Annotated in this window: 12 protein-coding genes; 7 read left to right on the forward strand and 5 right to left on the reverse strand. The window is 51.7% G+C overall.

The features are described from left to right. Nucleotides 1-169: 169 nt before the first annotated feature. The 3 genes from sppA (at nucleotide 170) to pncA (ending at nucleotide 3,821) form a co-directional block, all read left to right on the forward strand. Nucleotides 170-2,026: a signal peptide peptidase SppA gene (gene sppA / locus EOS97_RS22940; protein ID WP_001259884.1), complete on the forward strand. Its 1,857-nt coding sequence runs from the start codon at nucleotides 170-172 to the stop codon at nucleotides 2,024-2,026. A gap of 95 nt (nucleotides 2,027-2,121) precedes the next feature. After that, the gene (ansA, locus tag EOS97_RS22945) at nucleotides 2,122-3,138 is read left to right on the forward strand and encodes an asparaginase (RefSeq protein WP_001170134.1); all 1,017 of its coding nucleotides are present in this window, start codon (nucleotides 2,122-2,124) and stop codon (nucleotides 3,136-3,138) included. A gap of 26 nt (nucleotides 3,139-3,164) precedes the next feature. Then, the gene (gene pncA / locus EOS97_RS22950) at nucleotides 3,165-3,821 is read left to right on the forward strand and encodes a bifunctional nicotinamidase/pyrazinamidase (RefSeq protein ID WP_000184697.1); all 657 of its coding nucleotides are present in this window, start codon (nucleotides 3,165-3,167) and stop codon (nucleotides 3,819-3,821) included. A gap of 352 nt (nucleotides 3,822-4,173) precedes the next feature. Here pncA and EOS97_RS22955 read toward each other — a convergent pair whose 3' ends face one another. After that, a complete protein-coding gene (locus EOS97_RS22955) occupies nucleotides 4,174-4,452 on the reverse strand; it encodes a YeaC family protein (protein WP_001046864.1) in 279 nt (92 codons plus the stop codon). 41 nt (nucleotides 4,453-4,493) lie between these two features. Beyond that, complete coding sequence (gene msrB, locus EOS97_RS22960) at nucleotides 4,494-4,907, reverse strand: peptide-methionine (R)-S-oxide reductase MsrB (RefSeq protein WP_001537757.1); 414 nt, start codon at nucleotides 4,905-4,907, stop codon at nucleotides 4,494-4,496. Nucleotides 4,908-5,248: 341 nt separating this feature from the next. On the opposite strand from msrB, the gene gapA reads away from it, so the two are divergent. Together gapA and EOS97_RS22975 are read left to right on the forward strand one after the other, a co-directional pair. Then, nucleotides 5,249-6,244 (forward strand): glyceraldehyde-3-phosphate dehydrogenase, encoded by a 996-nt coding sequence (gene gapA, locus EOS97_RS22965; RefSeq protein ID WP_000153505.1) that lies wholly within the window; start codon nucleotides 5,249-5,251, stop codon nucleotides 6,242-6,244. A 334-nt stretch (nucleotides 6,245-6,578) separates the two neighbouring features. After that, nucleotides 6,579-7,463, forward strand: coding sequence for a D-hexose-6-phosphate mutarotase (locus EOS97_RS22975; protein ID WP_000608657.1), 885 nt, complete (start codon nucleotides 6,579-6,581; stop codon nucleotides 7,461-7,463). Nucleotides 7,464-7,561: 98 nt separating this feature from the next. Here the strand turns inward: EOS97_RS22975 and EOS97_RS22980 are convergent, their stop codons facing one another. From EOS97_RS22980 to EOS97_RS22990, 3 genes are all read right to left on the reverse strand, one after another. Continuing rightward, nucleotides 7,562-8,419, reverse strand: a complete 858-nt coding sequence (locus tag EOS97_RS22980; RefSeq protein ID WP_000843751.1) for an aldo/keto reductase — start codon at nucleotides 8,417-8,419, stop codon at nucleotides 7,562-7,564. Nucleotides 8,420-8,515: 96 nt separating this feature from the next. Then, entirely contained in the window at nucleotides 8,516-9,712 is a 1,197-nt protein-coding gene (locus EOS97_RS22985) for an anaerobic sulfatase maturase (protein WP_000029236.1), read from the reverse strand. Nucleotides 9,713-10,001: 289 nt separating this feature from the next. Next, a complete protein-coding gene (locus EOS97_RS22990; RefSeq protein WP_127836207.1) occupies nucleotides 10,002-10,748 on the reverse strand; it encodes a MipA/OmpV family protein in 747 nt (248 codons plus the stop codon). 426 nt (nucleotides 10,749-11,174) lie between these two features. Here EOS97_RS22990 and yeaG point away from each other — a divergent pair, with 426 nt between their 5' ends. Both yeaG and EOS97_RS23000 read left to right on the forward strand, forming a co-directional pair. Beyond that, nucleotides 11,175-13,109, forward strand: a complete 1,935-nt coding sequence (gene yeaG, locus EOS97_RS22995; RefSeq protein ID WP_001518010.1) for a protein kinase YeaG — start codon at nucleotides 11,175-11,177, stop codon at nucleotides 13,107-13,109. Nucleotides 13,110-13,231: 122 nt separating this feature from the next. Further along, a complete protein-coding gene (locus EOS97_RS23000; RefSeq protein WP_000219714.1) occupies nucleotides 13,232-14,518 on the forward strand; it encodes a YeaH/YhbH family protein in 1,287 nt (428 codons plus the stop codon). The last annotated feature ends 10 nt before the right edge of the window (nucleotides 14,519-14,528 follow it).

Raw genomic sequence — 14,528 nt, forward strand, 5'->3', positions numbered from 1 at the left:
TTAACTCCAGCAATGATATTTATTCACAAAATTAACACGGGAGCGGATTTTGTTACAGCGCAGGCAGTGATTCCTGCTGACAACTGCCTGATGGGTCATTACGATAGCCACATCTTAATGCTTTATCCTCACCAAGGTATAAGCGTTGTTACTCAGATAGGGAGAATACATGCGAACCCTGTGGCGATTTATTGCCGGATTTTTTAAATGGACGTGGCGAGTGTTGAACCTCGTCCGTGAAATGGTACTCAACCTGTTCTTTATTTTTTTGGTTCTGGTGGGCGTTGGGATCTGGATGCAGATCGGTAACGGCAGCAACAGTGAGCAAACGGCGCGCGGCGCTTTGCTGCTGGATATTTCCGGCGTCATTGTGGATAAACCCTCCACCAATCACCGTCTGGGCGCGCTGGGACGCCAGTTATTTGGCGCCAGCTCCGACCGTCTGCAGGAAAACTCCCTGTTTGACATCGTCAACGCTATTCGTCAGGCGAAAGATGACCGTAACATCACGGGTATCGTTCTGGATCTGAAAAACTTCACCGGCGCCGATCAGCCGTCAATGCGCTATATCGGTAAAGCCCTGCGCGAATTCCGCGACAGCGGCAAACCGGTTTTCGCCGTGGGTGAAAACTACAGCCAGGGTCAGTATTACCTCGCCAGTTTCGCCAATAAAATTTGGCTTTCCCCACAGGGTCAGGTAGATCTTCACGGCTTCGCTACGAATGGCCTGTACTACAAAACGCTGCTGGATAAACTGAAGGTCTCTACCCACGTTTTCCGGGTCGGCACCTATAAATCCGCCGTCGAGCCGTTTATCCGCGACGATATGTCGCCCGCCGCCCGCGAGGCCGACAGCCGCTGGATAGGCGAACTGTGGCAGAACTACCTGCATACCGTTTCCGCCAATCGCCAGATTTCGCCGCAACAACTCTTCCCCGGCGCGCAGGCTATTATCGACGGGTTAACCAGCGTGGGCGGCGACACCGCCAAATATGCGCTCGACCATAAACTGGTGGACGCCCTCGCCTCCAGCGCAGATGTTGAAAAAGCGCTGACGAAGCAGTTTGGCTGGAGCAAAACCGAAAATAACTATCGCGCGATCAGCTATTACGATTATTCGCTGAAAACGCCTGCGGATACCGGCGGTACTATTGCGGTTATTTTCGCCAATGGCGCGATTATGGATGGCGAAGAAACGCCAGGGAATGTCGGCGGCGACACTACGGCATCGCAGATCCGCGACGCACGCCTTGATCCTAAAGTGAAAGCGATTGTGCTGCGCGTCAATAGCCCAGGCGGGAGCGTCAACGCCTCCGAAGTTATCCGCGCCGAACTGGCGGCAGCAAGAGCGGCTGGCAAACCGGTGGTGGTCTCAATGGGCGGTATGGCGGCCTCCGGCGGTTACTGGATCTCTACGCCGGCAAACTATATCGTGGCCAGCCCCAGCACGCTGACGGGTTCAATTGGCATCTTCGGCGTCATCAATACGGTAGAAAACAGCCTGTCGTCGATTGGCGTACACAGCGACGGCGTTTCCACCTCGCCGCTGGCGGATATTTCGATGACCAAAGCGCTGTCACCGGAAGTGCAGCAGATGATGCAACTCAGTATTGAGTACGGCTACAAACGCTTTATCACGCTGGTGGCAGACGCGCGTAAGCGTACGCCGGAGCAGATTGATAAAATCGCACAAGGCCATGTCTGGACCGGAGAAGACGCGAAAGCCAATGGTCTGGTGGACAGTCTCGGCGACTTTGACGACGCCGTCGCCAAAGCGGCGGAGCTGGCGAAACTGAAACAGTGGCATCTTGATTACTATCAGGACGAACCGACGGTCCTTGATATGGTCATGGACAGTATGACCGGATCAGTACGCGCCATGCTGCCGGAGGCCATTCAGGCGATGCTCCCGGCGCCGCTCGTTTCCGCCGCCAACACGGTGAAGGCCGAGGGGGATAAACTGGCGGCATTTAACGATCCGCAAAACCGTTATGCGTTCTGTTTGACTTGCGCGAACGTTCGCTAATGCTTCATCAATAGCCATACCGGATGGCGGCGTCTGCTCATAGCCGCCATCCGATAATCATTAATACGTCCTTCGCGACACGACTGAACATTATCATGCAAAAGAAATCAATTTACGTTGCCTATACCGGCGGTACTATCGGTATGCAGCGCTCAGATAAAGGGTATATCCCGGTATCCGGGCACCTTCAGCGTCAGCTGGCGCTGATGCCGGAATTCCACCGCCCGGAGATGCCGGATTTTACCATCCATGAATATGCCCCGCTGATGGATTCATCAGATATGACGCCGGAAGACTGGCAGCATATCGCTGCAGATATCAAAGCGCACTACGATGAGTATGACGGTTTTGTTATTCTGCACGGCACCGACACGATGGCGTTTACCGCATCGGCGCTCTCTTTCATGCTGGAAAATCTGGGTAAACCGGTTATTGTGACAGGGTCACAAATTCCGCTGGCTGAGCTGCGTTCCGACGGGCAAATTAATTTGCTGAATGCGCTTTATGTCGCCGCCAACTACCCTATTAATGAAGTAACGCTGTTTTTTAATAATCGTCTGTTCCGCGGTAATCGCACGACCAAAGCCCATGCGGATGGGTTTGACGCTTTTGCCTCTCCCAATCTGCCGCCCTTGCTGGAAGCAGGAATTCACATTCGCCGTTTAAATACGCCTCCCGCGCCCTACGGTTCTGGTGAATTAATCGTTCACCCTATTACGCCGCAGCCGATAGGCGTAGTGACGATTTATCCGGGGATTTCCGCCGAGGTAGTACGTAACTTTCTGCGTCAGCCGGTAAAAGCGCTGATTCTGCGCTCTTATGGCGTAGGCAACGCGCCGCAAAATAAAGCGTTTTTACAGGAGCTGAAAGAGGCCAGTTCGCGCGGCATCGTGGTGGTTAACCTGACGCAATGCATGTCAGGGCGAGTCAATATGGGCGGGTACGCTACCGGTAATGCGCTGGCGCACGCTGGCGTGATTGGCGGTGCCGATATGACCGTCGAAGCCACCTTAACCAAACTGCATTATTTGTTAAGCCAGGGTCTGGACACTCAGGCGATTCGTAGCGCGATGGCGCAAAACTTGCGTGGTGAATTGACGCCGGATGATTAAACAATCCCGACGACAAGGAGAAGATAATGACAAACCGTGCCTTATTACTGGTCGACTTGCAAAATGACTTTTGCGCCGGCGGCGCGCTGGCTGTCGCGGAAGGCGACAGCACCATCGACATCGCCAACGCTATTATTGACTGGTGCCAGCCCCGGCAGATTCCGGTGCTGGCCAGCCAGGACTGGCATCCCGCGCAGCATGGCAGCTTCGCCAGCCAGCATCAGGCGGAACCCTATAGTCAGGGAAAGCTGGACGGGCTGCCGCAAACGCTCTGGCCGGATCACTGCGTTCAACATACCGACGGCGCGGCGTTACATCCCCTGCTTAACCAACATGCGATTGACGCCTGCATCTATAAGGGTGAAAACCCGCTGATTGATAGCTACAGCGCGTTTTTTGACAACGAACATCGGCAGAAAACTACCCTTGATACCTGGCTTCGCGAGCATGACGTTACCGAGCTTATCGTGATGGGGTTGGCGACCGATTACTGCGTAAAATTTACGGTGCTGGATGCGCTAGAGTTGGGCTATGCCGTTAACGTTATCACCGATGGCTGTCGCGGCGTGAATATTCACCCGCAGGATAGCGCACACGCGTTTATGGAGATGGCGGCGGCAGGCGCGACGCTGTATACGCTGGCAGACTGGGAAGAGACGCAGGGCCAGGCTGTCGCCAGGTAGCGGAGCAGGTATCGTATCCGGTCAATACATCTCGCAACGGTGAGACCATTGCATAGATCTTTGGGCCGGATACGTCACGTCAGCGTCGCTACCAGGCAAAGCTCAACGCAGGCTGGAGAGCGCTTCTAACGAAACAGATTAAAAAGCGCGGGCTGGCCGGCGCAATGTTCTGGGAATAGGCCGCCGATGACAATAATCAGTTAGCGACACAGCTGGCGGACTCGCTGGACATTCAGCGTTAATGGGTAAAAATATGGCGGGCCTGTGCCTGACAGCAATGAGCAGGCCCGGTAAGCACAACGCATTGGCAATTAAACCACCAGATGGCGACTACCTCTTATCCGGCTCCCCGTTACTGCATTTTCAATGTCGCAATCGGCTTTGACGTAATACCGAAATCCGCTTTGAGCTGCTGCTTGCTTTTCATCACCATCTGACCGTGAGTATCGATCGTCATATGTTGCGCTTCGGTATTGTGCCGCGCCTGCCATAGCATCACCAGCTGTAGGCTGTTTTCTTTCTGTTCCGGTGTCAACGCCACGCCATCCGGCCATTTACCCAGCTCAACGGCGGTGGATAAACGTTGATACACTTCCGGCGTCATGCTGTTAATGATCTCATCAAGATTCATGATGTGTCCGCTCCTGTGGAATAATTTGCTGAATCGTTTTTTCAGCCTTTCAGTTGATCGCCGTTTTTCTCGTCAGAAAAGGCCAGCGAGGCCGAATTAACGCAATAGCGCTCACCGGTTGGCTGCGGCCCGTCCGGGAAAACGTGTCCGAGATGCGCATCGCAGTTACCGCAACGAATTTCGACACGCTGCATGCCATGAGAAAAATCGTCTATGTAACGAATCGCCTCTTCGCTGACAGGCTGGTAAAAGCTAGGCCAGCCGCAGCCTGAATCGTATTTGGTGTGGGAGTGAAAAAGCGGCATATCACAGACCAGGCAGTGATAAACCCCATCGCGTTTATTATGTAGCAGGCGTCCGGTAAATGGCGGTTCTGTGCCACGATCCTGCGTCACATAGAATTGCATTTCGGACAATTTTTTCTTGAGTTCTTCTGCTGAAGGTTGGTTAGCCATTTGCTCACATCTCACTTTAAACGTGCTCACATTGCCTGACCGATTCTAACAAAACATTAACACCTCAGTACCAACTTTTGTTCTAAACTTGATCATTGCGAAATGGCGGCTCACGAATCGTGACTGATGTCACATTATTATCTCGGTTGCCCTTTAAAATTCGGGGCGGCGCCCCCATGTGGTTTCAAGCCGAAAGGAAGAGTGAGGCGAATCAGCCGCGCAAAGGTTGTGCAGAGGATTGATTTGTCGCAATGATTGACACGATTCCGCTTGACGCTGCGTAAGGTTTTTGTAATTTTACAGGCAACCTTTTATTCACTAACAAATAGCTGGTGGAATATATGACTATCAAAGTAGGTATCAACGGTTTTGGCCGTATCGGTCGCATTGTTTTCCGTGCTGCTCAGAAACGTTCTGACATCGAGATCGTTGCAATCAACGACCTGTTAGACGCAGAGTACATGGCATACATGCTGAAATATGACTCCACTCACGGCCGTTTCGACGGTACTGTTGAAGTGAAAGACGGTCATCTGATCGTTAACGGTAAAAAAATCCGTGTTACCGCTGAACGCGATCCGGCTAACCTGAAATGGGACGAAGTTGGTGTTGACGTAGTGGCTGAAGCTACCGGTATCTTCCTGACTGACGAAACCGCGCGTAAACACATCACCGCTGGCGCGAAAAAAGTGGTTCTGACGGGTCCGTCTAAAGACAACACCCCAATGTTTGTTAAAGGCGCTAACTTTGACAAATACGAAGGCCAGGACATCGTTTCCAACGCTTCCTGCACCACCAACTGCCTGGCGCCGCTGGCTAAAGTTATCAACGACAACTTCGGCATCATCGAAGGTCTGATGACTACTGTTCACGCGACTACCGCAACCCAGAAAACCGTTGATGGCCCGTCTCACAAAGACTGGCGCGGCGGCCGCGGCGCATCTCAGAACATCATCCCGTCCTCTACTGGCGCTGCTAAAGCGGTAGGTAAAGTACTGCCAGAACTGAATGGCAAACTGACCGGTATGGCGTTCCGCGTTCCTACTCCGAACGTATCCGTTGTTGACCTGACCGTTCGTCTGGAAAAAGCGGCTACCTACGAGCAGATCAAAGCTGCTGTTAAAGCTGCTGCCGAAGGCGAAATGAAAGGCGTTCTGGGTTACACCGAAGACGACGTTGTATCTACCGATTTCAACGGCGAAGTATGCACTTCCGTGTTCGATGCTAAAGCAGGCATCGCGCTGAACGACAACTTCGTGAAACTGGTCTCCTGGTACGATAACGAAACCGGTTACTCCAACAAAGTACTGGACCTGATTGCTCACATCTCCAAATAAGTTGAGATGACACAGTCATTGGTAAGAGCGACTCAGGTCGCTCTTTTTTTTGCTTAAAGATATACCCGTCATACTTCAAGTTGCAGGTGTGTTGGCTATGCTTTCTCACCCGAATCACTGACGGAAGTCGAACTTATCGGGATGAATCAGGGATGTCCATGTCCCTGGCCGGAGATTACCTACGGTTGTTCAAATTCGTTCCCGATGAATTTGTCGTTCACTTGCCGCGTTACTCGGCCTGCGGCCTCGCCTCTACGGGCCAGCGCAAGCACTGGTCAAGGCACAAGCGCCTTGTCATGCAACTCGAATTATTTAGGGTTAAGAGGATTGCGTAATGATTAATAAAATTTTTGCCCTCCCGGTTATCGAACAGCTTACCCCTGTCCTTTCCCGTCGTCAGCTTGATGACCTGGATCTGATCGTCGTTGACCATCCGCAGGTTAAAGCCTCTTTTGCATTACAGGGCGCGCACCTTCTCTCCTGGAAACCCGTTGGCGAGGAAGAGGTATTGTGGCTCAGTAATAATACGCCTTTCAAAACCGGCGTGGCGCTACGCGGCGGTGTACCGATCTGCTGGCCCTGGTTTGGACCTGCGGCTCAACAGGGTCTGCCGTCACACGGCTTTGCGCGTAATCTACCGTGGGCGCTAAAAGCGCATAATGAAGATGATAATGGCGTAATGCTGACATTTGAGCTGCAAAGCAGTGAGGCCACCCGGAAATACTGGCCGCACGATTTCACGCTGCTGGCACGTTTTAAAGTGGGCAAAACCTGTGAAATCGAACTGGAAGCGCATGGCGAGTTTGCAACCACATCCGCGCTCCACAGCTATTTTAACGTTGGCGACATCGCCAACGTTAAGGTCAGCGGACTCGGCGATCGGTTTATTGATAAAGTTAACGACGCTAAAGAAGATGTCCTGGCCGACGGTATACAAACCTTTCCGGACCGTACCGATCGCGTTTACCTCAATCCTGAAGCATGTAGCGTGATCCACGATGCGACATTAAACCGCACGATTGATGTGGTCCACCACCATCACCTTAACGTCGTAGGCTGGAACCCTGGCCCGGCGTTGTCCGTCAGCATGGGCGACATGCCGGATGACGGCTATAAAACGTTTGTCTGCGTTGAAACGGTTTACGCTACTGCGCCGCAACAAGCCACAGAAGAAAAACCCTCTCGTCTGGCGCAGACTATCTGCGTCGCTAAACGCTAAAAGTGAATGGATAACGGCGGTGCTATAGGATCTGAAAGGCGTCAGCCGCCATCAGGCATAACCTGCCGGATGGCGGCGCTTACACATTTTATCCGGCGTCACACCATATCCAACGCGGTTTTCCCTTTTGGCGCAGGCCAGGCGTTGTCCAGTAAGGCAAGTTCGTTTGCTGACAAGGCGATCTCAAGCGCCGCCGCATTTTGCTTCACGTGTTCTGTACTTCCGGCTTTCGGGATCGCCATCACGCCCGGATGCGCAATCACCCACGTCAGTAAGATTTGCGCCGCCGTAGCGTTATGCGCTTGCGCAATTTCATTCACCACTGGATGATTCAGTAAACCGCTACGTAACCGGCCAGCCTGCGCCAGCGGGCTATAGGCCATCACTGGCATTCGCTGTTGTTGACACCACGGCAATAAATCATACTCAATACCACGTGACGCCAGATGATAGAGCACCTGATTTGTCGCGCATTGCTGTCCCCCAGGGATGCGCCACAGCGCCTGCATATCGTCATAATCAAGATTAGAGACTCCCCAACGGCGAATTTTCCCCTGCGCGATTAGCCGCTCCATACCTTCAACGGTCTCTTCGAATGAAAAGCTTCCGGCCCAGTGCAATAGATAGAGATCGAGATAATCTGTTTTCAGACGACGCAGGCTTTCCTCACAGGCGGCAACTATCTTCTGGCCGCCAGCGTTCCACGGGTACACTTTTGACACCAGAAATGCCTCATCGCGTCGCCCTGCTAACGCCTCGCCCACGACCTTTTCCGCCCCGCCGTCGGCATACATTTCCGCCGTATCAATAAGGCGTAACCCCAAATCCAGCCCCGCGCGCAGCGCCGAAACCTCGCGCTGACGTTGATCCGCGCGCTCGCCCATATACCATGTTCCCTGTCCTATGGCAGGAAGCGTCACCTGCCCGCAAAACGTTACGTTTTTCACTGATTTCATTTCCTTTTCAATGTCACTCGACGGTAAAACAATACAGGACTCTTAGCCCCTACGGTAATGTCCGGCATCATACCGCGCAAGGGGGCGATTTTCTTGTCACTGACGAACGTCATCCGCAATCATGTCGACGATGCGAGTAATATGCGCGGCGGGTCGCTGATTCAGTAATAATTGACGCATCACATTCATATAGGGCGTCACATGTTGAAAGAACTCCAGATATCCTTTACAGAGATAATTTTGCCGTTCGCCGCCGTCCATACAAATTCGATGTTTCGGACAACCGCCGTGACAGGCAAAGCGCCACGTACAGTTCTGGCAGCGTGAGGAAAGGTTTGCTTTAGCCGCGCCAAACTGCTGCTGAAAAGGAGAGGCCGCCATTTCTTCTAAAGAGTGTTGCTGCAGATTGCCCAGTTTATAGGCGGGAAAAACAAAATGGTCGCAGCTAAACACGTCGCCATTCTGCTCCACCAGCAAACTTTGTCCGCAGGTCGACTGCATCGTACAAAGCGTGGCGGGCTCCCCCATCCAGACGCCAAGTAAGTTGTCAAAAAGCTGTACGAATATGCGTCCGACATCGTGACGTATCCATTGATCAAAAACATCGCACATAAAGGCGCCCCACCCTTCAGGCGTGACGGAAAAGGGCATCAGCGAAGGCGAATCCTCATTGTCAGATAACGTCAAAGAACGCTGCGCTTTTTGCGCGAGCGGCTCAACAATGGGAATAAATTGCAGATGTTTACTTTCCAGTTCCTGCGTCAAAAAATGATAAATAGCGTTGCCATGACGGCATGACGCATCATTCACGACAGTGAGTGTGTTGAACTCGACATCATTTGCCTGCAGAAGGCGGATAGCATTAACGACTCGGGAAAAAGACGCCCGCCCTGACGGCGTTCTCCGGTAATTATCATGAACGACTTGCGGCCCATCAATCGATATACCAATCAGGAACTGGTGCTGCGCAAAGAAAGCCGCCCACTCTTCATTGATTAATACGCCATTGGTTTGCAGACTGTTGTAGATAGTTTTGCCGTTGGCATAGCGTTGCTGCAAGCGCACCACTTTTTGGTAAAAAGAAAGACCGCATAGCGTCGGCTCTCCCCCCTGCCAACAAAACGAGACCTCTGATGATGGCGTATCATCAATTACCCGGCGGATATACATCTCCAGCACATCGTCAGACATGACGCGCTGGCCCCGGGGTTTATCAAGATAGAAACAGTACTTGCAGGATAAGTTACACAGACTGCCGCTGGGCTTGGCTACGGTATTGAATACTATGCTCATTCGTCTTACTCGCTGTGAAGAATGGGTATAGCATAAGCGGGACGTGACAGGGCGATATCAGCCAGCATTGCAACAATTATTACGCTAATTGTTAGCGCAGTTGTAATCACCTGGATTTTTCATATAAAAGGCTAGTTTTTTAAATTGATGTAACAAAGTATAAATCACATAAGGCTGCGCCATACCCGGTCAACAGCGCATTTATGCAAGCCGTCATGTTCGCGTTTCAGACAGCACAAAGCCCGCATAACGCAGGCTTTGTCATGGTTTTTCCGGCAAATTCAATCAATCAGAATCTATAGGTCACGCCAGTAGAAAGGATACCGGTCCAGGATTTATCCACCATCGGGCTGTCGGTAATTTCATCCGACAGGCGGGTGTAGCGCGCAGTACCATATACGCTCCAGTTACCGGCGAAATTATAGTTAGCGCTCAGTTCAAGATACGGGTTCCAGCTATCGTTCGGGTTATAGCCGCGCAGGCCGCTACGCGAAGATTCTTTACGTGATACGCCGTAATAGTAATCGTTCTGGTTCTCGCTATTCCATTCAACCCCGATACCTGGCGTTAAGGTCAGCCCGCCATTGGTATACCGATACAGCCAGGCCAGATCCCAGACAATACCGTTACTGTTATCTAACGTATCCCCTGCCAGTGAGGTACGCAGGAATCCATACTGGGTGTGATGCGCGTAAGAAACGCCCGCCATCATAGTACTTTTACGCCTGTCCAGACGACGCAACTGCTGGTCATCGCTGTCGCCCGGTTTGAAGTACATCGGGGACCAGTATGCCATGATTGACAACTTATCGGCATTGTCATTCCACAAGTAGTACCCGCCGCCCAGACCACGGAACCAGAAGTTTTCGCTTTCATAAGCGATGACCGGTATCGGATAAACGTCGCTATCGTAATCTTTATAAGGGTGTTCAACCACACCAACGCCTGCGCCCAACGTCAGGTTGCTTTCAGCGTGCGCGACGCTGGCGGATGTTGCAATAAACACGCCAAGAGCCAGAAGTTTAAGTTTGGTCACAATCCATAATTCCTTATTCAAATGTTCTGCGGCAAAAGTGTAACCGCCAATACCTGTAAGCCCAACTATTTTACACAATGTAACCGTTTAATATCACCACAACCGATTATTTTCAGATGATCGGCTGATGATCGTTATGTGACCGGGAACGCTTTTTCTGATATCCACCAGCCTTTTCTACCTGATGAGTTATTGATATGTCATCGAAATCCACTGGCGCGTACAGGCAAGTTTTGCAAATGCCATCTACGCTTAATGTTAAGAAGGTGTATCACCGGACACGTTGATCTTCTGACCAATAAAATGGCATGAGAGTTGCTTTTTTTTCCTTAGCAGAGACGGCGTTCAGTCTACCTCTTCCGGGAGCCTCTACTATTCATATGAACGGCTCTTAACATGTGCGAAAAAACGAAAGGATGGCATATCATGAATATATTCGATCACTATCGCCAGCGTTACGAAGCTGCCAAGGACGAAGAGTTCACACTGCAGGATTTTCTTACCATTTGTCGGCAAGATCGCAGTGCTTATGCCAACGCGGCAGAGCGGCTATTAATGGCTATCGGCGAGCCTAATATGGTCGACACTGCCCAGGAACCCCGACTTTCCCGACTCTTCTCCAACCGGGTTATTGCTCGCTATCCTGCGTTTGAAGAGTTTTACGGCATGGAAGACGCGATTGAACAGATTGTCTCTTATCTGAAACATGCGGCGCAAGGGCTGGAAGAGAAGAAGCAAATTCTCTATTTGCTGGGACCTGTGGGGGGTGGCAAATCATCGCTCGCTGAACGGCTGAAATCGCTAATGCAGCGCGTGCCAATTTATGTTTTAAGCGCCAACGGCGAGCGTAGTCCGGTCAACGATCATCCGTTATGCCTGTTTAATCCGCAGGAAGACGCGCAGATTCTGGAAAAAGAGTACGGTATTCCGCGCCGCTATCTCGGTACGATTATGTCCCCGTGGGCGGCCAAACGCCTGCATGAGTTTGGCGGCGATATTACTAAATTCCGCGTGGTGAAAGTCTGGCCCTCCATTCTGGAGCAGATTGCCATCGCCAAAACGGAACCCGGCGATGAAAACAACCAGGATATTTCGGCGCTGGTCGGCAAGGTGGATATTCGTAAACTCGAACACCACGCCCAGAACGATCCGGATGCGTATGGTTACTCTGGCGCGCTATGCCGCGCTAACCAGGGGATCATGGAGTTCGTCGAGATGTTTAAAGCGCCTATTAAGGTGCTGCACCCCTTGCTGACCGCAACTCAGGAAGGTAACTACAATGGTACGGAAGGTATTTCCGCCCTGCCCTTTAATGGCATCATACTTGCCCACTCAAACGAATCTGAATGGGTGACTTTCCGTAACAATAAAAATAACGAAGCGTTCCTCGACCGTGTCTATATCGTGAAGGTGCCTTATTGCCTGCGAATCTCCGAAGAGATCAAAATCTACGAGAAACTACTTAATCATAGCGAGCTGGCTCATGCGCCCTGCGCGCCGGGCACGTTGGAAACGCTTTCGCGCTTCTCGATTCTTTCCCGCCTGAAAGAGCCGGAAAATTCCAGTATTTACTCGAAAATGCGCGTTTATGACGGCGAAAGCCTGAAAGATACCGACCCTAAAGCCAAATCGTACCAGGAGTATCGCGACTACGCGGGCGTGGATGAAGGGATGAACGGTCTCTCCACCCGATTCGCCTTTAAGATCCTCTCCCGCGTATTCAACTTCGACCATGCGGAAGTGGCGGCAAACCCGGTACATCTGTTCTACGTTCTGGAACAACAAATCGAGCGCGAGCAGTTCCCACAGGAGCAGGCTGAGCGTTATCTGGAGTTCCTGAAAGGCTACCTGATCCCGAAATACGCCGAATTTATCGGCAAGGAGATCCAGACGGCCTATCTCGAATCTTATTCTGAGTACGGGCAGAACATTTTTGATCGTTACGTGACTTATGCGGATTTCTGGATTCAGGATCAGGAGTATCGCGACCCGGATACCGGTCAACTGTTCGATCGCGAGTCGCTGAACGCCGAACTGGAAAAAATTGAAAAACCAGCGGGTATCAGTAACCCGAAAGATTTCCGTAATGAGATAGTAAACTTTGTCCTGCGCGCCAGAGCCAACAATAGCGGCCGTAATCCAAACTGGACCAGTTACGAGAAGCTGCGCACGGTGATTGAGAAAAAAATGTTCTCTAATACTGAAGAGCTGTTGCCGGTCATTTCTTTTAACGCCAAAACGTCGACTGACGAGCAGAAAAAGCATGACGACTTTGTCGATCGGATGATGGAAAAAGGGTATACCCGTAAGCAGGTTCGTTTGCTGTGTGAGTGGTACCTGCGCGTGCGTAAATCGTCGTGATGTTAATGCCCGGTGGCGCTTGCGCTTACTGGGCCTACAAAGTAATGTTCTGTAGACTGGCTAAGCGTTAGCGCTATCCGGCACTGACAGAACAGGCGCTCAGTTGGCAGTACGGGGGGCATATGACCTGGTTCATAGACCGACGTCTTAACGGCAAAAATAAAAGCACGGTGAATCGCCAGCGCTTTTTGCGTCGTTATAAAGCACAAATTAAGCAGTCGATTTCCGAAGCGATTAATAAACGCTCTGTGACCGATGTCGACAGCGGAGAGTCCGTCTCTATTCCAACCGATGATATTAGCGAACCGATGTTTCATCAGGGGCGCGGCGGTCTGCGCCATCGCGTCCATCCGGGTAACGATCACTTTATCCAGAATGATCGCATTGAGCGTCCGCAAGGCGGTGGCGGCGGCGGTTCCGGCAGCGGTCAAGGTCAGGCCAGCCAGGACGGTGAAGGCCAGGATGAGTTTGTTTTTCAGATTTCAAAAGATGAGTATCTGGATCTGCTCTTTGAAGATTTAGCGCTGCCTAATCTGAAGAAAAACCAGCATCGCCAGCTTAACGAGTATAAAACTCACCGCGCCGGTTTCACCTCAAACGGCGTACCGGCCAATATCAGCGTGGTACGTTCGCTACAAAACTCTCTGGCGCGCCGTACAGCAATGACGGCAGGAAAACGCCGCGAACTGCACGCGCTGGAAACGGAACTGGAGACCATCAGCCACAGCGAACCAGCGCAACTGCTTGAAGAGGAGCGGTTACGTCGGGAGATTGCCGAACTGCGGGCTAAAATCGAACGAGTGCCGTTTATCGACACCTTTGATTTACGCTATAAAAATTATGAAAAACGGCCTGAGCCCTCCAGCCAGGCGGTGATGTTCTGTCTGATGGACGTCTCGGGTTCGATGGACCAGGCAACCAAAGATATGGCCAAGCGTTTTTACATTCTGCTTTATCTGTTTTTGAGCCGAACGTATAAGAACGTAGAAGTGGTTTATATCCGCCACCATACCCAGGCGAAGGAAGTGGACGAACATGAGTTCTTTTATTCGCAAGAGACCGGGGGGACGATTGTCTCCAGCGCGCTTAAACTCATGGATGAAGTGGTTAAAGAGCGCTACGACCCGGGGCAGTGGAACATCTATGCGGCGCAAGCGTCAGACGGTGATAACTGGGCCGACGATTCACCGCTGTGTCATGAGATTCTGGCGAAAAAGCTGCTGCCGGTAGTGCGCTATTACAGCTATATCGAGATTACCCGCCGCGCCCACCAGACCTTATGGCGCGAGTATGAACATCTGCAGGCGACGTTCGATAACTTCGCCATGCAGCATATTCGCGATCAGGAGGATATTTACCCGGTATTCCGCGAATTGTTTCAGAAACAGAGCGCCAATCAAAGTGCATAACCATAAATCA

It is taken from the genome of Salmonella sp. SSDFZ54, assembly GCF_004010735.1.
Taxonomy (GTDB): domain Bacteria; phylum Pseudomonadota; class Gammaproteobacteria; order Enterobacterales; family Enterobacteriaceae; genus Salmonella; species Salmonella enterica.